At 68.5% G+C, this 25,586-nt stretch carries 33 protein-coding genes; 17 read left to right on the top strand and 16 right to left on the bottom strand.

All coding sequences use genetic code 11. The annotated features are described in order from the left end of the window. Positions 1-66 precede the first annotated feature (66 nt). Genes DVW87_RS13210 through DVW87_RS13220 form a run of 3 tightly spaced genes read left to right on the top strand, consistent with a single transcriptional unit; the run spans position 67 to position 3,056 of the window. A complete protein-coding gene (locus DVW87_RS13210) occupies positions 67-1,572 on the top strand; it encodes a sensor histidine kinase (RefSeq protein WP_114688297.1) in 1,506 nt (501 codons plus the stop codon). After that, positions 1,569-2,015: a response regulator gene (locus tag DVW87_RS13215; protein WP_114688298.1), complete on the top strand. Its 447-nt coding sequence runs from the start codon at positions 1,569-1,571 to the stop codon at positions 2,013-2,015. The genes DVW87_RS13210 and DVW87_RS13215 overlap by 4 nt, the downstream gene beginning before the upstream one ends. 6 nt (positions 2,016-2,021) lie before the next feature. Then, positions 2,022-3,056: a sensor histidine kinase gene (locus DVW87_RS13220; RefSeq protein WP_114688299.1), complete on the top strand. Its 1,035-nt coding sequence runs from the start codon at positions 2,022-2,024 to the stop codon at positions 3,054-3,056. A 40-nt stretch (positions 3,057-3,096) separates the two neighbouring features. Here DVW87_RS13220 and DVW87_RS13225 read toward each other — a convergent pair whose 3' ends face one another. From DVW87_RS13225 to DVW87_RS13240, 4 genes are all read right to left on the bottom strand, one after another. Beyond that, positions 3,097-3,579 carry a DUF1440 domain-containing protein gene (locus DVW87_RS13225; RefSeq protein ID WP_239017911.1) on the bottom strand — a complete coding sequence of 161 codons (483 nt, stop codon included), beginning with the start codon at positions 3,577-3,579 and terminating at the stop codon, positions 3,097-3,099. A gap of 31 nt (positions 3,580-3,610) precedes the next feature. Further along, the gene (locus DVW87_RS13230; RefSeq protein ID WP_220149828.1) at positions 3,611-4,363 is read right to left on the bottom strand and encodes a class I SAM-dependent methyltransferase; all 753 of its coding nucleotides are present in this window, start codon (positions 4,361-4,363) and stop codon (positions 3,611-3,613) included. A gap of 73 nt (positions 4,364-4,436) precedes the next feature. After that, the gene (locus tag DVW87_RS13235; RefSeq protein WP_114688300.1) at positions 4,437-5,555 is read right to left on the bottom strand and encodes a M14 family metallopeptidase; all 1,119 of its coding nucleotides are present in this window, start codon (positions 5,553-5,555) and stop codon (positions 4,437-4,439) included. Next, entirely contained in the window at positions 5,552-6,172 is a 621-nt protein-coding gene (locus DVW87_RS13240) for a hypothetical protein (protein ID WP_114688742.1), read from the bottom strand. The genes DVW87_RS13235 and DVW87_RS13240 overlap by 4 nt, the downstream gene beginning before the upstream one ends. Before the next feature lie 157 nt (positions 6,173-6,329). Here DVW87_RS13240 and ykgO point away from each other — a divergent pair, with 157 nt between their 5' ends. Then, complete coding sequence (gene ykgO, locus DVW87_RS13245; protein ID WP_003046794.1) at positions 6,330-6,455, top strand: type B 50S ribosomal protein L36; 126 nt, start codon at positions 6,330-6,332, stop codon at positions 6,453-6,455. A 5-nt stretch (positions 6,456-6,460) separates the two neighbouring features. Beyond that, positions 6,461-7,078 carry an HAD family hydrolase gene (locus DVW87_RS13250; RefSeq protein WP_114688301.1) on the top strand — a complete coding sequence of 206 codons (618 nt, stop codon included), beginning with the start codon at positions 6,461-6,463 and terminating at the stop codon, positions 7,076-7,078. A 222-nt stretch (positions 7,079-7,300) separates the two neighbouring features. Here DVW87_RS13250 and pyk read toward each other — a convergent pair whose 3' ends face one another. Next, on the bottom strand, positions 7,301-8,773 hold the full coding sequence (gene pyk / locus DVW87_RS13255; RefSeq protein ID WP_114688302.1) for a pyruvate kinase: 1,473 nt from the start codon (positions 8,771-8,773) through the stop codon (positions 7,301-7,303). Positions 8,774-8,849: 76 nt separating this feature from the next. On the opposite strand from pyk, the gene DVW87_RS13260 reads away from it, so the two are divergent. From DVW87_RS13260 to DVW87_RS13280, 5 genes are all read left to right on the top strand, one after another. Next, positions 8,850-9,239 carry a DUF1244 domain-containing protein gene (locus tag DVW87_RS13260; RefSeq protein ID WP_114688303.1) on the top strand — a complete coding sequence of 130 codons (390 nt, stop codon included), beginning with the start codon at positions 8,850-8,852 and terminating at the stop codon, positions 9,237-9,239. A 155-nt stretch (positions 9,240-9,394) separates the two neighbouring features. Continuing rightward, positions 9,395-9,637 (top strand): DUF2312 domain-containing protein, encoded by a 243-nt coding sequence (locus DVW87_RS13265; RefSeq protein WP_220149832.1) that lies wholly within the window; start codon positions 9,395-9,397, stop codon positions 9,635-9,637. A gap of 44 nt (positions 9,638-9,681) precedes the next feature. Then, positions 9,682-9,954, top strand: coding sequence for a DUF1294 domain-containing protein (locus DVW87_RS13270; RefSeq protein ID WP_114688305.1), 273 nt, complete (start codon positions 9,682-9,684; stop codon positions 9,952-9,954). A gap of 62 nt (positions 9,955-10,016) precedes the next feature. Then, positions 10,017-10,688 carry an HAD family hydrolase gene (locus DVW87_RS13275; protein ID WP_114688306.1) on the top strand — a complete coding sequence of 224 codons (672 nt, stop codon included), beginning with the start codon at positions 10,017-10,019 and terminating at the stop codon, positions 10,686-10,688. Between the two features lie 83 nt (positions 10,689-10,771). Then, a complete protein-coding gene (locus DVW87_RS13280; RefSeq protein ID WP_114688307.1) occupies positions 10,772-11,503 on the top strand; it encodes a TonB family protein in 732 nt (243 codons plus the stop codon). Between the two features lie 3 nt (positions 11,504-11,506). Here DVW87_RS13280 and DVW87_RS13285 read toward each other — a convergent pair whose 3' ends face one another. Beyond that, complete coding sequence (locus DVW87_RS13285) at positions 11,507-12,970, bottom strand: helicase HerA domain-containing protein (RefSeq protein ID WP_114688308.1); 1,464 nt, start codon at positions 12,968-12,970, stop codon at positions 11,507-11,509. Positions 12,971-13,087: 117 nt separating this feature from the next. Here DVW87_RS13285 and DVW87_RS13290 point away from each other — a divergent pair, with 117 nt between their 5' ends. Genes DVW87_RS13290 through DVW87_RS13305 form a run of 4 tightly spaced genes read left to right on the top strand, consistent with a single transcriptional unit; the run spans position 13,088 to position 15,689 of the window. Beyond that, a complete protein-coding gene (locus DVW87_RS13290; RefSeq protein WP_114688309.1) occupies positions 13,088-13,831 on the top strand; it encodes a YebC/PmpR family DNA-binding transcriptional regulator in 744 nt (247 codons plus the stop codon). Between the two features lies 1 nt (position 13,832). Next, positions 13,833-14,348: a crossover junction endodeoxyribonuclease RuvC gene (ruvC, locus tag DVW87_RS13295; protein ID WP_114688310.1), complete on the top strand. Its 516-nt coding sequence runs from the start codon at positions 13,833-13,835 to the stop codon at positions 14,346-14,348. Between the two features lies 1 nt (position 14,349). After that, on the top strand, positions 14,350-14,946 hold the full coding sequence (ruvA, locus tag DVW87_RS13300) for a Holliday junction branch migration protein RuvA (RefSeq protein WP_114688311.1): 597 nt from the start codon (positions 14,350-14,352) through the stop codon (positions 14,944-14,946). Beyond that, positions 14,943-15,689, top strand: coding sequence for a ParA family protein (locus DVW87_RS13305; protein WP_114688312.1), 747 nt, complete (start codon positions 14,943-14,945; stop codon positions 15,687-15,689). Before ruvA ends, DVW87_RS13305 begins: the two co-directional genes overlap by 4 nt. A gap of 15 nt (positions 15,690-15,704) precedes the next feature. On the opposite strand, the gene DVW87_RS13310 is transcribed toward DVW87_RS13305, so the two are convergent. The 10 genes from DVW87_RS13310 to DVW87_RS13355 form a co-directional block, all read right to left on the bottom strand. Then, a complete protein-coding gene (locus DVW87_RS13310) occupies positions 15,705-16,190 on the bottom strand; it encodes an MmcB family DNA repair protein (protein ID WP_114688313.1) in 486 nt (161 codons plus the stop codon). A gap of 57 nt (positions 16,191-16,247) precedes the next feature. Continuing rightward, positions 16,248-16,925, bottom strand: coding sequence for a cell wall hydrolase (locus DVW87_RS13315; protein WP_114688314.1), 678 nt, complete (start codon positions 16,923-16,925; stop codon positions 16,248-16,250). 168 nt (positions 16,926-17,093) lie between these two features. After that, the gene (locus DVW87_RS13320) at positions 17,094-17,426 is read right to left on the bottom strand and encodes a DUF1491 family protein (protein WP_114688315.1); all 333 of its coding nucleotides are present in this window, start codon (positions 17,424-17,426) and stop codon (positions 17,094-17,096) included. Further along, the gene (locus tag DVW87_RS13325) at positions 17,423-17,878 is read right to left on the bottom strand and encodes a PTS sugar transporter subunit IIA (RefSeq protein WP_114688316.1); all 456 of its coding nucleotides are present in this window, start codon (positions 17,876-17,878) and stop codon (positions 17,423-17,425) included. The genes DVW87_RS13320 and DVW87_RS13325 overlap by 4 nt, the downstream gene beginning before the upstream one ends. Positions 17,879-17,941: 63 nt before the next feature. Beyond that, positions 17,942-18,544, bottom strand: coding sequence for a ribosome hibernation-promoting factor, HPF/YfiA family (gene hpf, locus DVW87_RS13330; RefSeq protein WP_114688317.1), 603 nt, complete (start codon positions 18,542-18,544; stop codon positions 17,942-17,944). Between the two features lie 58 nt (positions 18,545-18,602). Beyond that, positions 18,603-19,295: a DNA polymerase III subunit epsilon gene (gene dnaQ / locus DVW87_RS13335; protein WP_114688318.1), complete on the bottom strand. Its 693-nt coding sequence runs from the start codon at positions 19,293-19,295 to the stop codon at positions 18,603-18,605. An 8-nt stretch (positions 19,296-19,303) separates the two neighbouring features. Then, complete coding sequence (gene coaE, locus DVW87_RS13340) at positions 19,304-19,897, bottom strand: dephospho-CoA kinase (RefSeq protein ID WP_114688319.1); 594 nt, start codon at positions 19,895-19,897, stop codon at positions 19,304-19,306. Beyond that, on the bottom strand, positions 19,894-20,757 hold the full coding sequence (locus tag DVW87_RS13345) for a shikimate dehydrogenase family protein (protein WP_114688320.1): 864 nt from the start codon (positions 20,755-20,757) through the stop codon (positions 19,894-19,896). The genes coaE and DVW87_RS13345 overlap by 4 nt, the downstream gene beginning before the upstream one ends. Next, positions 20,754-21,353, bottom strand: coding sequence for a Maf family protein (locus DVW87_RS13350; protein WP_114688321.1), 600 nt, complete (start codon positions 21,351-21,353; stop codon positions 20,754-20,756). Before DVW87_RS13350 ends, DVW87_RS13345 begins: the two co-directional genes overlap by 4 nt. Continuing rightward, positions 21,350-22,165 (bottom strand): pyruvate, water dikinase regulatory protein, encoded by an 816-nt coding sequence (locus tag DVW87_RS13355; RefSeq protein WP_114688322.1) that lies wholly within the window; start codon positions 22,163-22,165, stop codon positions 21,350-21,352. Before DVW87_RS13355 ends, DVW87_RS13350 begins: the two co-directional genes overlap by 4 nt. 277 nt (positions 22,166-22,442) lie before the next feature. Between DVW87_RS13355 and hemE the strand changes: the two genes are divergently transcribed. The 3 genes from hemE to rho all read left to right on the top strand — a co-directional run bounded on the left by hemE (position 22,443) and on the right by rho (position 25,413). After that, the gene (gene hemE, locus DVW87_RS13360) at positions 22,443-23,498 is read left to right on the top strand and encodes a uroporphyrinogen decarboxylase (RefSeq protein ID WP_114688323.1); all 1,056 of its coding nucleotides are present in this window, start codon (positions 22,443-22,445) and stop codon (positions 23,496-23,498) included. Positions 23,499-23,510: 12 nt separating this feature from the next. After that, positions 23,511-23,960, top strand: a complete 450-nt coding sequence (locus tag DVW87_RS13365) for a CopD family protein (RefSeq protein WP_114688324.1) — start codon at positions 23,511-23,513, stop codon at positions 23,958-23,960. Between the two features lie 196 nt (positions 23,961-24,156). Continuing rightward, on the top strand, positions 24,157-25,413 hold the full coding sequence (rho, locus tag DVW87_RS13370; RefSeq protein ID WP_114688325.1) for a transcription termination factor Rho: 1,257 nt from the start codon (positions 24,157-24,159) through the stop codon (positions 25,411-25,413). Positions 25,414-25,586: the final 173 nt, after the last annotated feature.

The raw sequence follows: 25,586 nt of genomic DNA on the forward strand, positions 1-25,586 counted from the left end.
GGCGGCCCTTCCCGGGCGATCACGACCATTGCCAGCTATGAGTACACGCCCTAGGGCGCGGCGGTGATGATCGCGAGCAGGATCAAGCGTTTCGGCGTCGGGGAAGGTCTGGCCAACCGCTTTCTCGTCACGTGCATGGCGCTCGGCTTCGCCAGCGTCATCATCGCCGTGGTCGCCGCGGCCTGGATGACGACGCGCACGCAGGAGCTGTCGCGCTGGGTCAGCCACACCTACGAGGTGGAAATCGCCATCACCCAGGCGCTGAACGGGGTGGAGCAGGCCGAAGCCACCCGGCGCGGCTATCTGCTGACCGGACAGGAAATCTACCGCACCACCTATGTGCAGGCCGCCACCAAGGTCCAGCCCGCCTTGTGGCGCGTGCACTGGCTAAGCCGCGACAATCCGGAGCAGCAGCGCAACCTGGCCGCTCTCCGCCGCGAACTCAACGACCTGCAGCGGGTGCGCAACGCCAGCGTCGCCCTGATGGCCGCCGGCGACCGGCCCGCCGCGGTTCGGCTGTTCGCGGACGAGACCGGCGCCCGCCGCATGCGCCGCATCCGCGATCGCGCCGGTGCCATGGTGACCGCGGAGCGCGTGCTGCTCGATCGCCGGCGGGAGGAACAGGCGGCCAGCCTCCGCGCGTTCTACGTCACCCTTGGTATCGCAGGCGTGCTGCTGGTGCTCTCCGCCCTCGCCTCGCTGGCCACCGTGCTGCGCTACACCAGCGACCTCGGCACCTCGCGCGACCAGTTGCAGTCCTTGAACGACAGCCTGGAAACGCTGGTCGCCGAACGCACGGAGGACCTGACCCGCGCGAACGAGGAAATCCAGCGTTTCGCCTATATCGTCAGCCACGACCTGCGCTCGCCGCTCGTCAACGTGATGGGCTTCACCGCCGAACTCGATGCGGCGACCAGCGCGATCGGCGAACTGATCGACCGCGCGGAGGAACGCGCGCCGGACATCGTGACGGACGAAGCGCGCTTTGCCGCGCGCGAGGACCTGCCCGAGGCGATCGGCTTTATCCGCACGTCCACCCAGAAGATGGACCGGCTCATCAACGCGATCCTGAAGCTGTCCCGCGAGGGCCGCCGCGTGCTGCTGCGCGAAACGGTGGACGTGGCGGCGCTCGCCGACGGGATCGCGGCCTCGCTTCAGCACCGGCTGGACGAACAGGGCACCACCATCACCGTGCAGCGGCCCATGCCGGAGATGACCACCGATCGTCTGGCGCTCGAGCAGATCCTGTCCAACCTGATCGAGAATGCGGTGAAATACCTGCAACCGGGCCGACCGGGGCGCATTGTCGTGCGCGGCAGCGCCTGGGCCGGCCGCACGATCATCGAGGTGGAGGACAATGGCCGCGGCATCTCCGCCCATGACCACCAGCGCATCTTTGACCTGTTCCGGCGTTCCGGGCAGCAGGATCAGCCGGGCGAAGGCATTGGGCTCGCGCATGTGCGCGCGCTCGCCTATAGGCTCGGCGGCACGATCGACGTGCGTTCCGAATTCGGGCAGGGCTCCACCTTCCGGTTGAGCCTGCCGACCGTAATGAACGAGGAAGCCAGATGAACGACCACCGCTCCGTCAGCATCGTGATGATCGAGGATGACGAGGGCCATGCGCGCCTGATCGAGAAGAACATCCGGCGCGCGGGCATCCTGAACGACATCACGCATTTCACCGACGGCACCAGCGCGCTGGACTATCTGTTCAATGCCTCGGAAGGGCCGGCGCTGAACGGCCCTGCCCTGGTCCTTCTCGACCTCAACCTGCCGGACATGAGCGGCACGGACATCCTGGCGAGGATCAAGAGCGGCCCCGCTTCCCTGAAGCGCACCCCCGTCGTGGTGCTGACCACCACCGACGACAAGGTGGAGATCCAGCGCTGCTACGACCTGGGCTGCAACGTCTACATCACCAAGCCGGTGAACTACGAAAGCTTCGCGCAGGCGATCCGCCAGCTCGGGCTGTTCCTGTCGGTGATTCAGGTGCCGGATCCCGAGCAGGCCTGACCGCATATGCACGCCGGCGCGCGGATCCTCTACATCGACGACGACGCCGGCCTGGCACGGCTGGCGGCGCGCGTGCTGGGGCGCCGGGGCTATGCCGTGACCACCGCCAACAGCGGGGCCGAAGGGCTGAAAATAGCGGCGGCCGAACGGTTCGACCTGGTGGCCGTCGACCATTACATGCCGGAGATGGACGGGCTGGAGACGATGGCGCGGCTGCACGCGCTGCCGGAAGCGCCGCCTGTGGTCTATGTCACCGGTTCCGAGGAAAGCCGGGTGGCGGTGGCCGCGTTGAAGGCGGGGGCTGCCGATTACGTGGTCAAGACGATCGGCGACGACTTCTTCGACCTGCTGGTCTCCACCTTCGACCAGGTGCTCGATCGCAGCCGGCTGGAACGCGAGAAGAGCGCGGCCGAGGAACAGCTGCGCGCCGGCAACGAGCGGCTCGCCGCCCTGCTGCGCGAGGTGAACCACCGTGTTGCCAATTCGCTACAGATGGTGTCGGCCATGGTGCGGTTGCAGGCGGGCGCAACCAGCGACCCGGGCGCGCGCGACGCGCTGGAGGACACGCAGACGCGCATCGCCGCGATCGCACAGGTGCACCGGCGGCTCTACACGTCGGACGACGTGCAGCAGATCGACATGCGCGAATATCTCGCCGCGATGATCGAGGAACTGGGCGAAACCTGGTCCACCCCCGCTGCGCCGCGCACGCTGCGGCTCACCGCCGAGCCGATCCTGCTGGCGACCGACCGCGCCGTGTCGCTGGGCGTGATCGTCAACGAACTCGTCTCCAACGCCTGCAAATATGCCTATCCGGCGAGCGGCCCCGGCGAGGTGCGAGTGGCGCTGGGTGCGGAAGGCGACCGCTTCACGCTGGCGGTGGAGGATGACGGCTGCGGCATCGACCTGGACGCCGCACCGCGCGGGACGGGCGTGGGCACCAAGCTGATCCGCGCCATGGCGCAGAGCCTGCAAAGCGCGGTGCTGTACGACGCGCGGGAACAGGGCACCCGGGCGACGCTGACCGCAGCGCTGATCTGACAAATCCCCGCCCCGTCCGGGCGGCGCGCGGCAAGGCGGCTCAGAACAGCCAGTGCCAGATCAGGCGGCGCGAGGCCTCCAGCACGGCACCGAACACGGCATGGCTGGCCAGGCTATAGGCATGCACGTTGAGCGGCGTCGCCCAGGGCCAGGGCGCCCAGCCGAACAGCGGCACCAGCACGTCGTCCAGCACCACCGACACGACGATCCCGAACACCACGCCGAAGCCGATCGCGACATGCGGGTCCATCCACACGGTGTGCACGTAGAGGATGCCGAGCGCGATCCCGGTGAGATAGTGGACGAGCCGTCCGGCGTTCTGCCGGCGCCTTTGGGTCACCGGCTTGCCCGTCGTCACCTTGCTGGCGCTGTCGGCTGCGGCAGCGGTGGCAGTTTCGCTGCTCCCGGGGATGCCGAACGGCCTGGCGGCGAGCGCCTGGAACACATCCATGACGATCGAGGCCAGGATGCCGGCAGACGCGCCCAGCACGATCAGCAGCAGAAGCATTCCATGGTTGTTCACGGTCGATCCAACGCGTGGCCGGGGGAAGCGTTCAGCGCGGCCGGCGGAACTTGAACACGAACTGATCGGTGTGGCCGCGGATCGTGGGATCGAACACGTTCTTGCCGTGGTCGTCGGCCGGATTGGCGAGCACGCGGCTTTCGCCCACGAACTGGAAGCCGGCCTTCAGCACCTGTGCCTTGGCGGCCACGGGATCGATGCGGTGGGTGGTCGAGGTGGCGGCCAGCCCGCTCCCGGCCGTGGCGGCATGATCGATCAGGACATAGGTGCCGCCCGGCTTCAGCGCCTTGAACACGGCGGCGTTCAGCGCGGCGAGCCCCGCCTCCCCTGCCCCGTTGTTCGCCGCGTCATGATAGTTCTGCACCGTCCAGACGAGATCAACCGGCCGGTCCACGGTGAGGAGCGCGGGATCGACCGAAGGCGTCACATTGGCGAGGTTGCGCGCCTTCAGCGCCGGCAGGCTCTTTTCCGCATACTTGGCGCCCGCCTGCGGCCAGATCGCCAGCACGCGGCCACGCGGCCCGACGATGCCGCTGAAGATGCGCGTCCAGTATCCGCCGCCGGGGAGGAAATCGACCACCGTGTCGCCCGGCTTCACCCCCGAAAAGGCGAGCACCGCCGCCGCCTGGCGACGCGCGTCGTCCGCCGCCTGGTCGGCGCGGGCGGGCGCGGCGAGCGCGCTGCGGACATAGGCCGGAACGGCGGGCGTCGCGGCCGGCGCGATGGCGGCAACGACAAGCGCAGCGGGGACGGCAAAGGAGGCGGGACGCACGACACGCAGCATGGCAAGGCTCCTCGGTTCGGACTTCGGAATCGTTCTACCGCTTCCGGCAACGCTTGTCGAAACGCCCGACTGCTCAGAGCTCGTCGATATAGTCGGCCAGGACTTCCAGGCAGCTGTGCGCCAGCCCCTTGGAGCGTTCCGGCGACCAGCCGAACTCGGGATCGGGGTTCGGATCGTGATCCTTGAACGGCATCTCCAGCGTCATCGCCACCGCGCCGAAGCGCTGCGCCACCTGGTTGGTGGACATGGACAGGTTGGCCTTGCCCGGCGCCGACTTCGCATACCCCTGCTCGGTCTGGAAATCGGGCGTGTGCGCGGCGAGGCGCCGGCCGAATTCGTAGAACTTGTCGCCATAGGCATTGGACCAGCGCTCGATGCCTTCATAGCCGGCGAAGAAGTTGGCGGGGATGGCCTCGTCGCCATGCACGTCCATCGCGAAGACGACGCCGGTGCCGTCCATCGCATCGCGGACGCAGAGCACTTCCGGGCTGCGCTCGAGCGAGGGCTCGTGCCATTCGCGATTGAGGTTCACGCCCGCGGCATTGGTGCGCAGGTGCCCGCGAAAGGTGCCATCGGGATTCATGTTGGGCACGACGTGGAAAGTGCACTTCTCCCGCAGCGTCCGCGCGATCGGGTCGGCGGGGTCGGTGAGCCGTTCCAGCGCGCCTTCCATCCACCATTCGGCCATGCTCTCGCCGGGATGCTGCCGGGCATAAAGCCAGACGGGCTTCGGCCCCTCGCCGACCGTCAGGCAGTCGATCGCGCGCCCGTCGAGCGACCGGCCGAGCTCGCGGTGGATCACGCCCGGTGCGCGCGCGATGCGGGCGACCAGCGCCTCGTGCTGTTCCATCGTATAAGGCGCGAAATAGGCGAACCAGGCAAGGTCGCCCGACGGCTGGCAGCGGAACTCCAGCACGCCGTCCGCATAAGAGGTATCGATCTGCCGCCAGGCGACCCGGTCCTCGCTCATCCGCGCCTTGTAGCCGGGCCAGCCGAACGGGTAGGCCGAGCCGCCGGCATTGAGGATGCGCAGGGTCAGCGCCCTGCCCTTCGCGCCGGCAACGCGGAAATAGAACCACTGGTAGAAGTCGGACTGGTGGTCGCGCACGATCTCGAGGTCGAGGCGGTCGCCCTCGATCGCGACCACCCGGATGTTGCCGCCGTCGAACGCGGCGTTGACGCTGATGCTCATTTCACCTCGATAGTACGGCCCGACTCACCGGGAAAGCCGAGGAACAGCGCGTGGGCGAGGCGGCCGGCCGCAGCGCTCGCCTGTGCTTGCGGCGCGTTGACGTCCGCCGAGGTCTGCGCGCGGCCTTCCCACACCGCGGTGCCGTCCGACTGGCGGCGGATCTGCACGGCAAGCTCGGTGGTCACGATCTGGCGGCCGCGGCGCTCCTTGCCGATCGGCACGCCCACGCCGCCGCCAACGCCCACGCCGCTGCGCCGCCCGAACGAGGCGCCGCCCAGGCCCAGCCCCAGGCTGAAGGCCGGCGGGCGCGGCGGACCTTCGAGCACGCCGCGGTTGAACGAGACGACCGCAAGGTACTGCTCGCGAACATTGGGCACCGCTGCGGTATAGCCGTTGCGCAGCGCTTCCGTCTCGACGGCGGCGGCATAGGTCTTGAACTCGAGGCTCGGCGGGCCGCCGCCGGGCGCCGGCTCCACGCGGATCGTGCCGCGCTCGAACGGCTGGCCGGGATTCGCGATGTTGAAGCGGCTGACCTCCACCGGCCCGCTCGCACTTGTGGTGGTGCACGCCGCCAGTAGCGCCGCACCCGCCAGACCCGTCACTGCTCGCAGCTTCATGTTCATTCTCGTTCATGCCATCGTTGCGGGGATGTAACGCTCCACAAGCACGACGGGTTGCGTGCCCGCAAGGGCCTTTCCCTTGACTTGACCGATCGCCCTCACTAGGCGGGCGCCTTCCTGCAAACAGCACCAGATTTAGAAAAGCGAATCGATCATGAAGATCCGCAACAGCCTCAAGTCGCTCAAGGACCGGCATCGCGACAACCGCGTGATCCGCCGCCGCGGCCGCACCTATGTGATCAACAAGACCAACCGCCGCTTCAAGGCCCGCCAGGGCTGAACAGCATGCGGCCGACTGCCGTCGTCTTTGACGTCGGCAAGGTCCTGTTCGATTGGGACCCCAGGTTCCTGTACGAGCGCCTGATCGCCGACGATCGGGCGCTCGACGCGTTCCTGCGCGATGTCGTCACGCATGACTGGCACTTCCAGCACGATGCGGGCCGCCCCTTCGCCGAAACCTCGGCGGAGCTCGTCGCCGCGCATCCCGAGCACGAAGCGCTGATCCGCGTCTTTGCCGAGCGTTTCAACGAGACGATCCCCGGCCCGATCGCGGGCATGCACGAGCTGGTCGCCGAGCTGGACCAAGCCGGCGTGCCCCTGTTCGCGATCACCAACTTCTCGGGCGAGTTCTTCCCGCCGTTCCGCGCGGCCTGGCCGGCGCTGTTCGATCGCTTCCGCGACATCGTCGTTTCCGGGGACGAGAAGCTGGTGAAGCCCGACCCGGCGATCTTCCGCCTGGCGCTGGAGCGCTTCGGACTGGAGCCCCACGAAGCGGCGTTCCTCGACGACAATCCGGCGAACCACGCCGCCGCCGAGGCGATGGGCATCCACTCGCTGCTGTTCACGGGCGTGGAACAGGCGCGGGCCTGGCTGCGCGGGCTGGGGTTTCCGGTCCGCGGGTGAGCAGGTGTTGGTGCGTTGGAAGACCCGCCGCTCGCTGTAGCGCCGTTTCCGTTGCGCCCCCTTCTTACACTCCGTCATTTCGGCGCAGGCCGGAATCCACCGAGCCGCGGGCGCTCCATTCTCTCTCAGAACGCACACCTGGCCGCAGGGTGGATCCCGGCCTGCGCCGGGATGACGGGTGGAAGTGGAGAGCGCATCACTCCCAACGCCGTCGCCAGCCGCTCATTCCTCCGCCGCTTGCCCCTTGTAGCGCTCCAGCTCGTCGCCGGTGACGCGCACCACGTGCAGCACATTGGTGCTGCCCGGCGTGCGGAAGGGGACGCCGGCCATCAGGATCAGCCGGTCGCCCGCCCGGGCAAGGCCATGGCGCAGCGCCATGCGCTTCGACTTCGCCACCATCTCCTCGAACGACTCGACGTCGCGCGTGTGCACCGCATGCGCGCCCCATAGCAGGCCCAGGCGACGCGCCGTCTCCTGGCTGGGCGTGAGCACGAGGATCGGCACGCCCGGCCGCTCGCGCGCCACGCGCCGGGCGGTGGAGCCGGAGGTGGTGAAGCAGACAATGGCCGAGGCGGACACGGTGGCGGCGATCGTCTTGGCCGCTTCGGACAGCGCGTCGGCGGTGGTCGGATCGGAGCGGATCACGGTGAAGTGGATGCGATCGCCGTGCATCGGGTCGCCTTCCACCGACACGCCGATGGAGTTCATCATGGCCACCGATTCGATCGGCCACTTGCCCGCGGCGCTTTCCGCCGACAGCATGATCGCGTCCGCCCCGTCATAGATCGCGGTGGCAACGTCCGACACCTCCGCGCGCGTCGGCGAAGGCGACTCGATCATCGACTCGAGCATCTGCGTGGCGACGACCACCGGCTTGCCCTGGCGACGCGAGACCTCGACGATGCGCTTCTGCAAGGGCGGCACGGTTTGCGGCGGCAGCTCGACGCCGAGATCGCCGCGCGCGACCATCACGCCGTCGCAATTCTCGACGATCTCCTCCAGCCGGTCGATCGCCGCCGGCTTCTCAATCTTGGCTAGCAGCGCCGCCTTGCCGCCGATCAGCTTGCGCGCTTCGGCCAAGTCCTCCGGCCGCTGCACGAACGACAGCGCGATCCAGTCGACGCCCTGGTCCACCGCAAAGGCAAGGTCGCTGCGGTCCTTGTCGGTGAGCGCCGCCATCGGCACCACCACGTCGGGCACGTTGAGGCCCTTGTTGTTGGACAGCGGCCCGCCGACCTCGACATTGGTGACGATGCGCTCCGCATCATGTTCCAGCACGCGCAGCACGAGCTTGCCGTCGTCCAGCAGCAAGCGCGCGCCCGGCTCGATCGCGGCGAAGATCTCCGGATGCGGCAGCTCGACGCGGGTTTCGTCGCCGGGGGTGGCATTCCGGTCCAGCGTGAAGCTGCTGTCCGTGTTCAAGGTCACGCGGCCGGCGGCGAACTTGCCGACGCGCAGCTTGGGGCCCTGAAGATCGGCGAGGATCGTGGTCGGCCGGCCGGTTTCCTGCTCCAGCGCGCGGATCGCCTGGATCACGGGCGCCTTGGAAGCCTGGTCGCCATGGCTCATGTTGATGCGGAACGCGTCGGCGCCCGCGGCGGAAAGCTGCGCGATCATCTCCGCGCTGTTGCTCGCCGGGCCCAGCGTGGCGAGCACGCGGACCTTGCGCGGACGAGGATGGAAGGCCTTGGTCATGGGGAGGAGTCCTTGGCTTGTGCGCGGCCGGCTCTAATCGCTATCTCCCCGGGATCAACCCGGGAGCTGCACCGCCATGACGCTGAACGAGATAGACGACGCCGTCGCCGCCAAGGCATTCCGCCGCCTGGTGCGCCATCTGCGCCACCGGTCGGACGCCCAGAACGTGGACCTGATGGGCCTGTCCGGCTTCTGCCGCAACTGCCTCGGCGACTGGCTCAGCGAGGCGAGCGACGGCGCCGTGACCAGGGAGCAGGGCCGCGAGGCGGTCTATGGCATGCCGTACGGCGAATGGAAGGCGAACCACCAGCAGCCGGCGAGCGACGAGCAGGTCGCGCGGATGAACGCGTCGCTGGAGAAGAACCGGCCCGATCCGGGCGACATGGACGAGGAACTCGACGAGGCGCTGGACGAATCCTTCCCGGCCAGCGACCCGCCGGCGATCACCGAGCCGGGGCGCGGATGAGTCTTTGGGTTGAGACGCGAACGGTTAAGCATTAGAGCCGCCCGCCTGCCGGTGGCGGGAAACCGCTCCACCGGCACTCATTTCAGGATCGGGAAAGGGCAGCGGAGCGATCCGCGGCGGGGGTGAAGCATATGGCGGAAGAGCGTGGCGAAGGCATGGGCGGCGGTCATGTCGCGGCGGACGAGCTGCGGCTGCTGATCGAGCGGGCCGAGCGGCTGGAAGAAGAGAAAAAGGGCATCCAGGACGACATCAAGGACGTCTTCGCGGAAGCCAAGGGCCGCGGCTACGATCCGAAGGCGATGAAGAAGATCCTGTCCATCCGCAAGAAGAAGCGCGAGGAATATCAGGAGGAAGAGGCGATCCTGGAAACCTATCTCCAGGCGTTGGGGATGCTCTGAAGAGGCAAGAGCCTTTCGTAACCGGTCTGCGATAGGCTCGGTCCATGCCGGTCTTGCTGATGTTGATGCTGGCGGCGGTGAATGCCGCCACCATCGCGTGCTTCGCGATCGACAAGTCGCGTGCGGTTTCCGGTGGCTGGCGGTTGCGGGAGTCCACGCTCCTAGGCCTTGCCGCGCTTGGCGGCTCGCCCGGCGTTGTATGGGCGCGCCGCCACTATCGCCACAAGACACGCAAGCAACCGTTCGCCACCCAATTGGACGTCATTGCCATGGTGCATGTCGGCCTTGCAGGCGGGCTGCTGATCGCGCTTCTTTGACGATTGCGCGGGATCGTTCCCCCACGGCGCCGGTTCTCCCTGCCTCAAGACAGGAGGCAGGAATGCAAGACCAGGCGATCGAAGCGGTGTTGTTCGATCTCGACGGCACGCTGGTGGACAGCAACGAACTGCACGTCGCCGCCTGGGCACAGGTGTTCGAAGGCGCGGGCCACGCCATCCCGGCGGAGGTGATCCGCGGACAGATCGGCAAGGGTGGCGATAATCTGGTGCCCGCCTTGCTGCCCGACCTCGCCGAGGAGGCGCAGGAGGAACTCGCCGACGAGCATGGCCGCCTGTTCAAGCAGGCCTTTATCGACCGGGTGATCCCGTTTCCGGATGCCGCGGCGCTCCTCCGCCGTGTCCGGCAAACGGGCGCGAAGGTGGTGCTCGCCTCCTCTGCCAGCGGCGAGGAGCTCGATCACTATGTCGAATTGCTCGGCGTGGGCGATGTGATCTCCGCGACCACCAGCACGGACGACGTGGGTGCATCCAAGCCGGCGCCCGACATCTTCGCCGTCGCCCTGAAGAAGGCCGCCGTCGCGCCGGACCGCGCGGTGGCGGTGGGCGACACGCCGTATGACGCCGAATCGGCGGGCCGCGCCGGCGTGCGCACCGTGGGCGTGCTGTCCGGCGGCTTTGCCGAGTCCGCCCTGCGCGAGGCCGGCGCGGTGGCGATCTACCGCGATGTGGCGGAGCTGCTGGCGAGATTCGAGGAATCGTTGCTGGCAGGGTGACCGGCCGGGCCCCGGGGTGGGTGTTTGCCGTCGGGGCGATTAGCGGGCACCATCTCCCTCTGCGATCCCGGGGGTGATGTTCGATGCTGGCGCTTGCCTTGATAGCTGTCCTGCAAACCGGGGCCGCGAACGTTGAGACCGACTGCCTGGTCGAGCGATCCCCCGCCAGCAAGGAGGAACGCGAGATTTCCCGCGCCGGATGGGCGAGGACGACCAAGGCCGCGCGGGCATTCGGCGCGAGGATGCAGGTGCAGCCCGAAGCAACGGCGCTGCCGGCAGGGCTGGATGCCGCGTTCCGCTCCGGTTTCGTTGGCGTATCGTTCGTCCTTACCGCGGAGGGGCGGGTGCGTGATTGCACGGTTGCGGTTTCCAGCGGCATCCCCGCTCTGGATGACGCAAGCTGCGCCCTTCTCCTCAGGCATGGCGTGGCGCAGCCGAAGATGGTCGCCGGCGCGCCGGTGAACTCCAGCGTGCGCGTCGGCGTGCTGTGGCATCGCTCGCCGAACCCCGACGATCGCGCGCGCTGCGGCGGCAGCGGCGGTGCGGTGCCGGTGATCGGCCCCGACCTCTTTGCCACCCGCTATTTCGCCGGGCGACGTCTGCCTGACGGCAAGGCCGTGATGCTGCGCTTGGCCGTGTCGGCCGGGGGCATACCGGGCGAGTGCCGCGTCGTGGCCGCCACCGCCGCCCCTGAGTTCGGCGAGCGAGCGTGCCTCGCCGCGGTGGAGACGATGCGGTTCCTGCCAGCAGTCGACCAGCAGGGCCGCTTCGTGCCGGCGATCGCCACGCGCGTGGTGCATTTCACCCAACGCTGAGCGTCAGCCAGCCTCGCTCGCCGCGGTGGTCCAGCCGAGGCGCGGGATGGTGATGGAGCGCTTGCCAGACAGGTCGATGCGGGTGACGAACAGCTCGCGGTTCTCGATGTTGGCGATCAGCCGGCGGACGCGGCCCAGGCTGCTGGTGCCGTAGGTTTCCGCCAGTTGCGCGTCGGACGGGCACGGCTCGCCCTCCCGCGCGGCGCGGGCGACGAGCAGGAAGGCGCCGATCATGTCGTCCGGCAGGGTATCGGCCAGCGCCATCGCTTCGGCCCATTCGGGCGCGGCGACATCGAAGATGCCGGCACGCGCCGCGGACAGCCGGCGGGTGAAAGCGGGCAGGTCCAGCGGCGGCCTGGCGAGCCCGGCCATGCGGCAGCGGACGCCGAAGTCCTGGAAGAGCACGGAGGCGGGCCGGCTCGCCGCATCCGCATCGGCAACGATCGCGCGCAGCACCTCGGCGGTGATCGCCTCCACCTCGTCGTCCGACTTGTCGGGCAGGGGGGCGAGGCCGGGTTGCGGCGCCGGGCGCTCGATCGTGCCGAGCAGTTCGTCCGCGGGCACGCGGCGCGGGCGGCTTTCGAAGTTCATCGGCAGCGTCGGCGCCTCCTCCGGCGGGGGCGCGAAGATCAGTTCTGCCAAATTCTCCGCCGGCGCGGTTGGTAGCGGGGTGAGCTTGGGACTGCCGCTGCGCGCGGAGGTTTCCACCGCGCCGATGCGCACGGTCAGCGGGCGGCGCGACACCGCGGGGCCGAGCGCCAGGAAGGTGCCGCGCGCCAGGTCGCGGATCGCCTCGGCCTGGCGGCGCTCCATGCCGAGCAGGTCCGCCGCGCGTGCCATGTCGATGTCGAGAAAGGTGCGGCCCATCAGGAAATTGGATGCCTCCGCCGCGACGTTCTTAGCGAGCTTGGCCAGCCGCTGGGTGGCGATCACGCCGGCCAGCCCGCGCTTGCGGCCGCGGCACATCAGGTTGGTCATCGCCGACAGCGAGGCGCGGCGCACTTCCTCCGCCACTTCGCCGCCCGTTGTCGGCGCGAACAGTTGCGCCTCGTCCACCACGACGAGCGCAGGATACCAATGCTCGCGCGGCGCATCGAACAGCGCCGACAGGAACGCGGCGGCGCAGCGCATCTGGCCCTCCGCCTCCAGCCCTTCGAGGCTGAGCACGACGGACGCGCGATGTTCGCGCAGGCGCGCGGCGATGCGGCCGATCTCCGGCACCGAATAGTCGGAGGCCTCCACCACCACATGGCCATAGGCCTGCGACAGGGTGACAAAATCACCTTCGGGATCGATCACCACCTGCTGCACCTGCCCCGCCGAACGCTCCAGCAGGCGGCGCAGGAGGTGCGACTTTCCGGACCCCGAATTGCCCTGCACGAGCAGGCGGGTGGCGAGCAGTTCCTCGAGATCCATGGTCACGGGGCTGCCGCGCTCGTCGGCCCCCATGTCTACGCTGACGGTCATCGCCGAGGCGTTTGGCCGATGGAGGGGCAGGGGAGCAAGAGCGACGTGGCTCGGTCTGGCGAAAATGGGCCAAGCGCCCTAAAGGCTTGACCACGATCCGTCACAACAGAGCGACCCATGGCAGGCCATTCCAAGTTCAAGAACATCATGCATCGCAAGGGCGCGCAGGACAAGAAGCGCTCCGGCATGTTCTCCAAGCTCTCGCGAGAGATCACCGTGGCGGCCAAGATGGGCCTGCCCGATCCGGACATGAACCCGCGCCTGCGCGCCGCGGTGAACGCCGCCAAGGCGCAGTCCATGCCCAAGGACAACATCCAGCGCGCGATCGACAAGGCGGCCCGCGGCGACACCGAGAATTACGAAGAGATCCGCTACGAAGGCTTCGGCCCGGGCGGCGTGTCGCTCATCATCGAGGCCCTGTCCGACAATCGCAACCGCACCGCCACCAACGTGCGCACCGCCGTGTCCAAGAACGGCGGAAACCTGGGCGCCTCCGGCTCGGTGAGCCATGGCTTCGACCGCATGGGCCTGATCAGCTATCCGGCGAGCGCCGGCGATGCGGAAAAGGTGTTCGAGGCGGCGCTGGAGGCCGGCGCGGAGGACGTGACGTCCAGCGAGGACGGCCACGAGATCTGGACCTCCAACGAATCGCTGCACGAAGTGGTGACGGCGATCACCCCGGTGCTGGGCGAGCCGGAAGGCGCCAAGCTCGCCTGGCGGCCGCAAACGATGGTCGAGGTGGGCGAGGACGATGCGGCGACTTTGTTCAAGCTGATCGACGCGCTCGACGACGACGACGACGTGCAGACCGTGTGGGGCAATTACGAGGTATCCGACGCGGTGATGGAGAAGCTGGGCTGAGATGGTCATTCTCGGCCTCGATCCGGGCCTTGGCACCACCGGCTGGGGCCTGATCCATGCCGAGGGCAATCGCCTGCGCCATGTCGCCAACGGCCAGATCAAGACCGAGACGACCATGCCGCTGCCGCGCCGCCTCGCCAATCTCTTCGACGCGCTGGGCGAGGTGATCCGCACCGAGCGGCCGGAAACGGCAGCGGCGGAGGAGGTACTGGGCAACAGCAACGCACAATCGACGCTGAAGCTCGGCCAGGCGCGCGGCGTGGTGCTGCTCGCCGCCGCCACCGCCGGGCTGGTGATCGGGGAATACCATCCCAGTGTCGTGAAAAAGGCGGTGGTCGGCACGGGCGGTGCCGAGAAGCGCCAGATCCAGGCGATGGTGGGCCACCTGCTGCCGGGGGTGAAGCTCGCCGGGCCGGACGCCGCCGACGCGCTGGCGGTGGCGATCACGCATGCGCACCATCTCGCCAGTCGTGACGGCATGATGCGCCGCGCGACGGTGATGGCGGGCGGGCGCTGACATGATCGCGCACCTGAAGGGCAGACTGGAAGCGACCGGCATCGACCATGCGGTGATCGACGTCGGCGGCGTCGGTTATCTGGTGGGCGCCTCGTCCAAGACGCTGGCGGCGATCGGCGCGGTGGGTGAGGCGGTCATGCTGCACACCGAAATGCTGGTAGCGGAGGATTTCATCCGACTCGTCGGCTTCGCCTCCGCCGCCGAGCGCGACTGGTTTCGGCTGCTCACGGCGGTGCAGGGCGTCGGCGCACGGGTGGCCCTGGCGATTCTGTCGATCCTCGAACCGGCGGAGCTGAACCGTGCGGTGGCCGCGCAGGACAAGGCGATGGTCGCCCGCGCCAGCGGCGTGGGGCCCAAGCTTGCCGAACGGATCGTGCGCGAGCTGAAGGACAAGGTGGGCGCGGTGGCGCTCGGCCCGGCGGCCCTGGCGACGGCGATTCCCGCCGGTGCCGCGCAGGACGCGGTGTCGGCGCTGCTCAACCTCGGCTTCCGCCCGGCCGAAGCGTCCGCCGCGGTGGCCGCCGCCGAGGAGGAGCTCGGCCCCGCCGCGACGCTGGACGCGCTCGTCCGACTGGCGTTGCGCAAGGCGGCTAAATGAGCGCGCGCATCCTTGCGGTCTACAGCCTGAAGGGCGGGGTGGGGAAAACCACGCTGGCGGTGAACCTGGCCTGGGCGGCGGCCGCGTTGTCCAGCCGGCGGACCCTGTTGTGGGATCTGGACGGGCAGGCGGCGGCCTCCTGGATCCTGGGACATGAAGTGCTGGGCAGCGAGGCGCAGGCGAGCATCCGCGGCACCGCCGATCCGCGCCGGCTGATCCGGCCGACGGCGGTGGAGCGGCTGGACCTGCTGCCGGCGGACCCGTCGCTTCATGGGCTGGACTCGGCCTTTCGCGAACTCGACAAGAAGAAGCGGCTGGCCCGGATCGCGGACGGGCTGGCGGGGGATTACGACCGCATCGTCATCGATTGCCCGCCGGGTTTGTCCGACACCGCCGACCAGATCATGCGCGCGGCGGACCTGGTGGTGGTGCCGGTGATCCCATCGGCCTTGTCGCGCCGCGCGCTGGACGCGATCGCCGCGCATGTCGCCAGGAAGAAGGGTCCGAAAGTCACCCTGGCGCCGGTCTTCTCGATGGTCGACCGCCGGCGCGCGCTGCACCGCGAGGCGCTGGAACGGCATCCGGAGTGGCCGAGCGTGCCGATGGCGAGCGCGTTCGAGGCGATGACCGAGCGGCGCGCGCCGCTGGGTGCCTTCGCGCCGCGCGGATCGACCGGCGTCGAGGCGATACACAGCCTGTGGTCGCGGGTGGAACGTGCGCTGGTGCAGGTCCGGCGCGAGTAGACCGCCGGCCTCCGGCTAGAGCAGGGCGTCGGGATCGAGCTGGCCGAGGAGCCGCCGGGCGGCGCGGCGCGCAAAGGCGAGCGTGCATCGCTTGCGGGCAGGAGCGGGCAGGGGGTGCGTATGCGCTTCCCGTACGACGACGGCGTCATAGCGATCGGCGAGCAGGATGCCGGTGCGATCGGGAAGGAAGCCGGGCCGGTCGAGCGGGGACAGGTCGAACCCGGCCGGCAGCGCCCAGAAGAAACGGTCGCAATGGTCGAGATAATCGGTCCACTTGCCGTCGCCTATCAGGTCGGCGCGGGACACCTTGATCTCGACGATCACGATCTGCCCCCGCGCGTCGATCGCCATGAGGTCCGACCGGCGACCGCCTTCCAGCGGCACTTCGGACATGGCGATGCAATCGTGGCGCAGCAAAAGGCGCGTGACGCCGCGGGCCACGTCGGCGGCGCACAGCGTTTCCAGCGCGGGATCGGAACAGGCGGGCGGCGTTTCCAGCATCCACCCGCTGTTAGAACAAGCCGGGAACGGGGGAAAGCCCCCGCTCGGGCTTTCCGATCAGCGGTAGAAGGTGTGGTTGCCGATCGAGGCGACCTTCACGGCGCGGAAGCCGGGCGCGGCGCGGCGGGCGTGGAAGTACAGCGCATCCTCGGCGGGGCTGTTCCATGCGTCGGCAAGCGCGACCTGGGCGACGGCGACGGCGGTGCGGTAGTTGGGGCTATCGGCGATCGCCGGGATCGCGCCACCGCGCACAAAGGAGAACTGGCCGCGCTGCGTCACCACCTGGCACACGCCGGCGGGAAAGCGGCCGGACTTGCTGCGGTTGATGATGACCTCAGCAACGGCGAGCTGACCGGCAAGGGGCTCGCCCTTGGATTCGAAGTAGATCGCGCCGGCGAGGCAGTTGAGGTCGTCGCTCATCGCGGCGGGGGCGTCCTGCGCCTCCACGGCGGCGGACAGGCTGGCATAGGCGAAAGTGGCGGGCGCCGTGGCGGCAAACGCGGCGTCCTGCGCCGGGTGGCCCGGGCCTTCATGCGCTGGAAGCTGTTGAACGATCTCGGAAACGGGAGCGAACGTCACGCCCTGCACCTGTGGTGCGGTGGGAACCGAACCCGTCGCGGGGACGTTGGTGGTTCGGTCGGTCTCGAAGGCGAAGCCCGGCGTGCTGATGCCGGCGATGCCCAGGAGCCCAAGGGAGACGGCCGCAAAGGTAACGGCCCGCTGGAAGAAAGACATTCAACATTTCGACATGCGGTTGGCGTGCGGACGCGGGCGAGCGAAATCGCTTTCGAACCCCGGCCGGACATACCCCCCGACTGCGTAACCGACCGGATCGCACCCGGCGCGGCACAACGCGCTCATCAGATGATGTGGCTATTTCGCACCCGCGAACCGGGGTCAACGTTACAGCAGCGTTTCAGCGACGAGTCGTTTCGCCGACGGGACGATGAGTTCCAGCACCCACAGATCCGGATCGCTCCGCCGTCGCTTCTGCCAATAGGTGCTCACCTCGTCAGCAGACGCCGGATGTTGTGGTCCCGATTCGACCAGGGCGGCGCGGCCGGTTGCATCCAGCCCGCGTTCGAGCAGGCGAACCGTGCCGTGCTCCTCCGCGATCACCAGGATCGCGCCGGCCTGTGCGTCGCCCCGCGCCAGCACCACGCCCAGACCGCCGGCATCGTTCGCCTGTCGCAGCAGCGCCGATACCAGCATGCCGCTGGGCAGGCGGTCGCTCACGCCGAGCCTGCCGTCAGCAACGCATAAAGCGCATCGTTCGAGCCGGCCCCGCGCAGCTTGGCGAGGAACGCCTGGTCGCGCAGCGTGCGGGACACCCGGGCCAGCGCCTTGAGATGCTCCGCCCCGGCCTCCTGCGGCGAAACCAGCACGAACACGAGGTCCACCGGCAGATCATCCACCGCCTGAAAGTCGATCGGCTGGGCCAGGCGGGCGAACAGGCCGATCACCTTCGGCAGGGTCGCCAGCTTGCCGTGCGGAATCGCCACGCCGGCGCCGAAGCCGGTGGAGCCGATCTTCTCCCGCGCGGCGAGCGTGTCCGCCACCGCCTTGGCTTCCAGCCCGTGCGCCCCGGCCAGCGTGGCAGCGACCGCGGCGAACAAGGCCTTCTTGTTGGTCGCCGGCACGCCCGCCACCACGGTGGCGGGGGTCAGCAGGTCGGCGAGGTCGGTCACGAGAGCCTTTCACGGGAGAGGAGGCGCCCTTACGCCTTCCCTCCCGCGAGCGCAAAACGAAGCTTATCCGGCCGTCGCACGCTGCGGCTCGACCCAGCCGATCGTGCCGTCGCCGCGGCGATAGACCATGTTGTAGGCGCCGGTGCCGCTGTTCTTGAACAGCAGGGCGGTGGTATGGCGCAGGTCCAGCATCATCACCGCATCCGACACGGACGCATCGGGCACGTCGACGCGGGTTTCCGCGACGATCGGCATGTGCTCGGCGGCTTCCTCCTCGTCGGCATCGGACGACTGGAAGACGGTGTAGCCGGCTTCGGCAAAGCCGTCATAGCCGCCGGCCTCCGCCGCGCCGGCGATGGCGGCGGCGTTGCGATCCTTCAGCCGGCGCATGTAGCGGCGCAGCTGCTTCTCGATCTTGTCGGCGACGCCGTCGAAGGCTCCATGGGCGTCCATGCCGTCATTGCTGGCCTTCAGCACGAGGCCCTGCATGACGTGCGCGACGATCGCCACGGTGAAGCCATTGTCGTGCGGCCCCTTGCCGAAGGTAACATCGGCCGAAATCGTGCGGGAGAAGTATTTGTCGGCGATCGCCTGGAGCCGAGCGGTGACATGATCCTTGAGCGCGTCGCCGGTGGCGACCTGATGACCCGAGATACGAATGTCCATGCGCTTTTCTCCTTCTTGGCTTTGCGGACCGCCGGTTCTTCCGGTCGGCCGCTCCGCGTCAGGACGCGGGCGGCCCCCAGAGTGGATCGGCGATCTTGGAGAGGAACGCGGCGTGGCGCTGAAGTTCCGCCTGTGTTGCGGTAAAATGACGCGGCGGTCGCACGGGACGCGGCGCGGCGGCGGCGATGGCGATCGTGGACGCCTCCGAAACGGCCTCCGCCACCAGGCCCAGGCCGATCTGCCGGCCGCCGGTCAGCTCCACATAGACCTGCGCCAAGAGCTGTGCATCGAGCAGCGCGCCGTGGAGAACGCGGTGGCTGCGGTCCACGCCGTACCGGCTGCACAGCGCATCCAGGCTGTGCTTGGCGCCCGGATGGCGGGTGCGCGCCATCACCAACGTATCCACCATGCGCGCGAGATCGATGCAGGGCTGGCCGCACCGCTCCAGCTCGCCGTTGAGGAAGCCGAAGTCGAAGGTGGCGTTGTGCGCGATCAGCGGCGCATCGCCCAGAAACTCGAGCAGGTCGGCCACGCCGTGCGCGAACAGCGGCTTGTCGGCGAGAAACGCATCGGACAGGCCGTGAACCGCGAACGCGCCGGGCGGCATGACGCGCTCCGGGCAGAAATAGGCGTGGAACGTGCGCCCGGTCTCGACGCGGTTGAACAGCTCCACGCAGCCGATCTCCACCAGCCGGTCGCCATCGGCGAAGCTGAAGCCGGTAGTCTCGGTATCGAAGACGATTTCGCGCATTCGCGACGTTATCGCCCCGCGGGCGGCATCAGGCAAGCGATCACCGCGTCCACCGCGGCGCGCGTTTCCGGGAGACTGCCGCCGGTGGGAATCACGAAATCGGCGCGCGCCCGCTTCTCGACGTCGGGCATCTGGCGGGCAAGGATCGCCTCGAACCGCGCCGCCGTCATGCCGGGGCGGGCGAGGACACGCGCGCGCTGCTGCTCCGGTGCGGCGGAAACCACGGCGACCTTGTCCACGCCTGCCGCGCCGCCCGTCTCGAACAGGAGCGGAATGTCGAACAGCACCAGCGGCGCATCGGCATGCTGCGCCAGAAAGGCGGCCCGCTCCTGCGCGACGGCGGGGTGGACCAGTGCCTCCAGCCGTCGCAGCGCCGCGGTGTCGCCCAGCACTGCCTCGCCCAGCGCGGTGCGGTTGACTCCCCCGGACCCGGTTGTGTCCGGGAACAGCGCCTCGATCTCGGCGACCAGCCTGCCGCCCGGGCCTTGCAGGCGGTGAACGGCGGCATCGGCATCGAACACGGGCACGCCCTTGTCCGCAAACATCGTGGCGACGGTGGACTTGCCCATGCCGATCGAGCCGGTGAGGCCGAGCCGGATCATGCGAGCAGGCGCTCGCGCAGTTCGGGATCGCGCTCCCGCGGGGGCTCGGCGTCGAAGAAGTGCGTGAACGCGGCCGCCGCCTGCCCGATCAACATGTCCAGCCCACCGATCGTCCGCAGCCCGCGGGCGCGCGCCTGCGCGAGGAGTGAGGTCTCGAGGGGGGCGTAGACCATGTCGAACACGATCGTGTCCGGATAGTAAGGCGAGAGGTCGATCGGCACCGGCGGCTTGCCTTCCATCCCCATCGGCGAGGCATTGAGGACGATGTGGCTGTAGCGCTGTTCGTCGGCACCGTCATCCGGGTTGCGCGCGGGGCCGAGCTGGTCGAGCCCATGCCCGAACGCCTCGGGGAGCCCGAACGTGTCGGCAAGTTCCATGGCCCTACTCATGTCCCGGCTGAAGAACTCGATCTCGCCCCGCCGGGCCATCGCCACGCCCGCTGCACGCGCGGCGCCACCCGTGCCGATGATCTGCGCATAGGTCGCGACATGGCGCGGATAGCCGCCGATGCGGTTCTCGGGCCGGTCGAGCGGCTCGCCGATGCCGACCACATCGGTGTTGTAGCCGAGGAGGGTGTCGCCCCGGCGCACGATCGTGTTCACCGCGCCGACGGCCCGCGCGGTTTCGTCCAGTTCGTCCACCAGCGGCAGCACGGCCGTCTTGTGCGGCATGGTGACGTTGCAGCCGCGCCAGTCGGGATCGCTGCGCCGTTCTGCGAGATATCCGGCCAGCGCTTCGGGGGTGACATGAGCACGCCGATAGTCGGCATCGAGCCCGAGCGCCTCGATCCAGAAGCCGTGGATCACCGGCGACTTGGACTGGGCGATCGGATCGCCGATCACTTCGGCGTAAGGGATCATGCCGGCATCACCTCGCGGGTGCGCAGATAATCGAGGATCTGGAGCAGCGGCATGCCGAGGATGGTGAACTGGCTGCCGTCGATCCGCGCGAAGAGCTGCACGCCCGGCCCTTCGATGCGGAAGCAGCCGACACAGCCGGCGATCTCCGGCCATTCCGCGTCGAGATAGCTCTCGATAAAGGCAGGCGACAGCGGACGCACCCACAGCCGTGCCTGGTCGACATGGCGCCAGACGGGCGCGCCGCCTTCCGCGATCACCGCGGCGCTGAACAGGTCGATGCGCGTGCCCGACATGGCGGCAAGATGCGTGGCGGCATGCTCGCGGGAGTCCGGCTTGTCGAGGATCGTGCCGTCCGCCAGCACGACGATGCTGTCGCCGCCGAGCGTCAGCGCGCCGGGCACCCGCGCGGAAACCTTGCGCGCCTTCAACTCGGCAAGCGCATCGGCGAAGTCGCGCGGCGCAACACGGTCGGCGCGCAACGCCTCCTTGGCCGCGTCCTCGTCCACGCCGGCCGACACCGCCTCGAACGGCACACCGGCGGCCAGCAGCATCGCCTTGCGCGAGGCGCTTTGCGAGGCGAGGATCAGCCGGCTCATTCGTCTCCGTCCCGGTCCGTGACCAGCGCGATCACCGCCGCGGCGGTTTCCTCGATCGAGCGGCGGGTGACGTCGATCACCGGCCAGCCATTGTCGGCGAACATGCGCCGGGCATAGGCCACCTCGCGGCTGACCGCCTCGTGATCGACATAGTCGGTGGCCGGCGCCTGGTTCAGGCTGAGCAGGCGGTTGCGGCGGACCTGGATCAGCCGGTCCGCGCTGGTGGTGAGGCCCACCACCAGCGGTCGCTTGAGCTCGAACAGGATCGGCGGCGGCGGGCTTTCCACCACGATGGGGATGTTGGCCGTCTTGAAACCACGATTGGCCAGATAGATGCTGGTCGGCGTCTTGGACGATCGCGACACGCCCGCGAGCACGATGTCGGCCTGCTCCCAATCCTCCGACGCGATCCCGTCGTCATGCGCCATGCTCCACTGGATTGCATCGACGCGCGCGAAATAGCGGTCGTCCAGCACGTGCTGGCGACCGGCGCGGGCCTTGGCCTGCTGGCCGAGCAGGGCGGACACGGCATCCACCACCGGATCGAGCGCGGCGACGGCGGGAAGGCCAAGCGCCATGCACCGCGTCTCCAGCCGCCGCCGGCTTTCCGCATTCACCAGCGTAAAGAGAACCAGCCCGGGGTTCTGCGCGATCTCCTGAAGGATGCGCTCCAAATGCGCTTCGGTGCGGATCATCGGCCAGAAATGCCGAACGGGCTCCACATCGTCGTAGAGCGCGAGCACCGCTTTCGCGATGTTCTCCAGCGTCTCGCCGGTGGAGTCCGACAGGAGGTGGACGTGAAGCCGCCTCATGAGGGGAAACGGGGCGGAACTGTGGACAACATCGGGACGGGAGGTAGCGCAACCCGGACCTCCCGCCAACCGGTGGAAAAGCCCCGATCTGTCCACACGCGCATCCCCAGGCGAACAACTTGTCCACCGCCTGTGGATAATGTGGACGCGCCGATCGAATCCGCGGCGTTCCGCGGCCTTCGCCGGGTCAAGCTGTTGGCATTTCGGGGGCGATTGCCTAAGCCACAGCACCCACGCGCCAACTCCCTCCTCATCCTTTTCAAGATTCTAGATTCTTATGAAGAATGGCTCTGCCCGACCTGTGAACAACGCGACGAAGCCGCTTCTGTCGGTGCTCGGCGGGGCAAAGCCCGCGGTGCCGCCGGTGTGGCTCATGCGGCAGGCGGGGCGCTATCTGCCGGAATATCGCGCGCTGCGGGCGGAAAAGGGCGGCTTTCTCGCGCTGGCGACCGATCCGGTGGCGGCGGCGGAGGTCACGCTCCAGCCGATCCGGCGGTTCGGCTTCGACGGGGCGATCCTGTTCTCCGACATCCTGATGGTGCCCTGGGCGCTGGGACAGGATCTCAGCTTCGGCGCGGGCGAGGGGCCGCGTCTGGCCCCTCCGCTGGTCGATGCCGCGCTGGCGAGCCTCCAGCAGGCTCCTGAGCGGCTCCAGCCGGTGTACGAGACGGTGCGGCAGGTCGCAGGTGCCCTGCCGTCGCAGACAACCTTTCTGGGCTTTGCTGGGAGCCCCTGGACGGTGGCGACGTACATGGTGGCCGGGCAGGGCAGCCGCGACCAGGGCGAGACGCGCGGATACGCCTATCGCGATCCGCAGGCTTTCGGCGAGATCGTCGCGGCGATCGAGGCGATGACGGTGGATTATCTCTCGGCGCAGATCGCAGCGGGCGTGGAAGCGGTGCAGCTGTTCGACAGCTGGGCCGGCAGCCTTTCCCCAGCGCAATTCGAGCAGTGGGTGATCGCGCCCAATGCGCGGATCGTGGCGGCGCTGAAGGCGCGGCATCCCGATGCCCCGGTGATCGGCTTTCCCAAAGGCGCGGGCGGGAAGCTGCCTGCCTATGCCCGCGAAACCGGGGTGGACGCGGTCGGCCTGGACGAGACGGTGGACCCGGCCTGGGCGGATGCGGTGCTGCCCTCCGGCATGCCGGTGCAGGGCAATCTCGACCCGCTGGCGCTGATGGCGGGCGGCGCGGCGCTGGACAACGGCATCGACAGGGTGCTTGCCGCCTTTGCCGAGCGGCCGCATATCTTCAACCTGGGGCACGGCATCGGCCAGCATACGCCCATCGCGCATGTCGAGCAGCTGCTGCGGCGCGTGCGGGGCCAGGATTGAGGTCGTACGGTGATGTGGGAGAAGATGCAGGTGGCCTATCTCTGGTTCAAGGCGGCGCATCTGATCTTCGTCATCTTCTGGATGGCGGGGCTGTTCATGCTGCCCCGTTATCTAGTCTACCACCAGGAAGCGCTTGCCGCGGGACGCGCTGACGAGGCCGCCGAATGGGTGAGCCGCGAGACGAAGCTGCGGCACATCATCCTGACGCCCGCCATGGTCCTGGTGTGGCTCCTTGGCCTGCTGATCGCCACCCTGGGCCAGCATTGGGGCGAGGGATGGCTGCACGCCAAGCTGGTGCTGGTGCTGGTGCTCAGCGGCTATCACGGCTGGGCGGTGGGCTATGCCAGGAAGCTCGCCGCCGGAAAGCCGACGCTGACCGGACGGCGGCTGCGCATGATCAACGAGGTGCCGGCAATCGGGCTGGCGCTGATCGTGATCCTGGTGATCGTGCGGCCGTTCTAGCCTTGCCCCCGCTCCTTTGAGGAAGGGAGCGCCAGAGGTGCGACGGGCGCTTGACTTGCCTCCGGCCGCACCCTAGCTCCCTTGCGTGTCGGCAGCGGGTTCTCCGCGGCCACGACCCCTCCCTCCAGCACTTGTCGCGACGTCCATCCGCAGACGATTTGCTATCTCCCCCGCCTTTCAGCGCCCGGACTCCTCCATGCACCTCAAAGAACTCAAGAAAACCTCCCCGGCAGACCTCGTCGCCATGGCGGAGGAGCTCGGCGTCGAAAGCGCCTCCACGCTGCGCAAGCAGGACCTGCTGTTCGCCATCCTCAAGGCACAGGCCGAGCAGGGCGACCAGATCATGGGCGAGGGCACGATCGAGGTGCTGCCGGACGGCTTCGGCTTCCTGCGCAGCCCCGAGGCCAATTATCTCGCCGGCCCCGACGACATCTATGTTTCGCCCAACCAGGTCCGCAAGTTCGGCCTGCGCACCGGTGACACGGTGGAAGGCGAGATCCGCGAGCCCAAGGACGGTGAGCGCTATTTCGCGCTGACCAAGCTCATCTCGGTCAATTTCGACGATCCTTCCGCCGTCCGCCACCGTGTCAATTTCGACAACCTGACGCCGCTCTATCCCGAGCAGAAGCTGACGCTGGACCCGTACGATCCGACGCAGAAGGACAAGTCGGCGCGCGTGATCGACATCGTCTCGCCGCAGGGCAAGGGCCAGCGCACGTTGATCGTCGCGCCGCCGCGCGTCGGCAAGACGGTGATGCTGCAGAACATCGCCAAGGCGATCACCGACAATCATCCCGAGGTGTTCCTCCTCGTCCTGCTGATCGACGAGCGGCCGGAGGAAGTGACCGACATGCAGCGCTCGGTGAAGGGCGAGGTCGTCTCCTCCACCTTCGACGAGCCGGCGACCCGGCACGTGCAGGTCGCCGAGATGGTGATCGAGAAGGCCAAGCGCCTGGTGGAGCACAAGAAGGACGTGGTGATCCTGCTCGACTCGATCACCCGCCTGGGCCGTGCCTACAACACGGTGGTACCGTCGTCGGGCAAGGTGCTGACCGGTGGTGTCGACGCCAACGCGCTGCAGCGTCCGAAGCGCTTCTTCGGTGCGGCGCGCAACATCGAGGAGGGCGGCTCGCTGTCGATCATCGCGACCGCGCTGATCGATACCGGCAGCCGCATGGACGAAGTGATCTTCGAAGAGTTCAAGGGCACCGGCAATTCCGAGATCGTGCTGGATCGCAAGGTGGCGGACAAGCGCATCTTCCCGGCGCTGGACGTGGGCAAGAGCGGCACCCGCAAGGAGGAGCTGCTGGTGGACAAGTCCAAGCTGTCGAAGATGTGGGTGCTGCGTCGCATCCTGATGCAGATGGGCACGATCGACGCGATGGAGTTCCTGCTCGACAAGATGAAGGACTCCAAGACCAACGAGGATTTCTTCGACAGCATGAACCAGTAGCCGAATGCGGCCTGCCGCAAGCTGCGGCAGGCCGCATCGGGTCGGCCGGCGCAAAGCGACCGACGTGATGGGCGTGAGGCTTCTGCCTCGCGCCCTTCTCGCATCCGCTCCGCCCGCAACGCTTCGTTACAAGCGCAATAGGCAGCTTTCGGACCCATCGTCCGTCTTGGAGG

It is taken from the genome of Sphingomonas aracearum (assembly GCF_003345355.1).
GTDB lineage: Bacteria > Pseudomonadota > Alphaproteobacteria > Sphingomonadales > Sphingomonadaceae > Sphingomonas > Sphingomonas aracearum.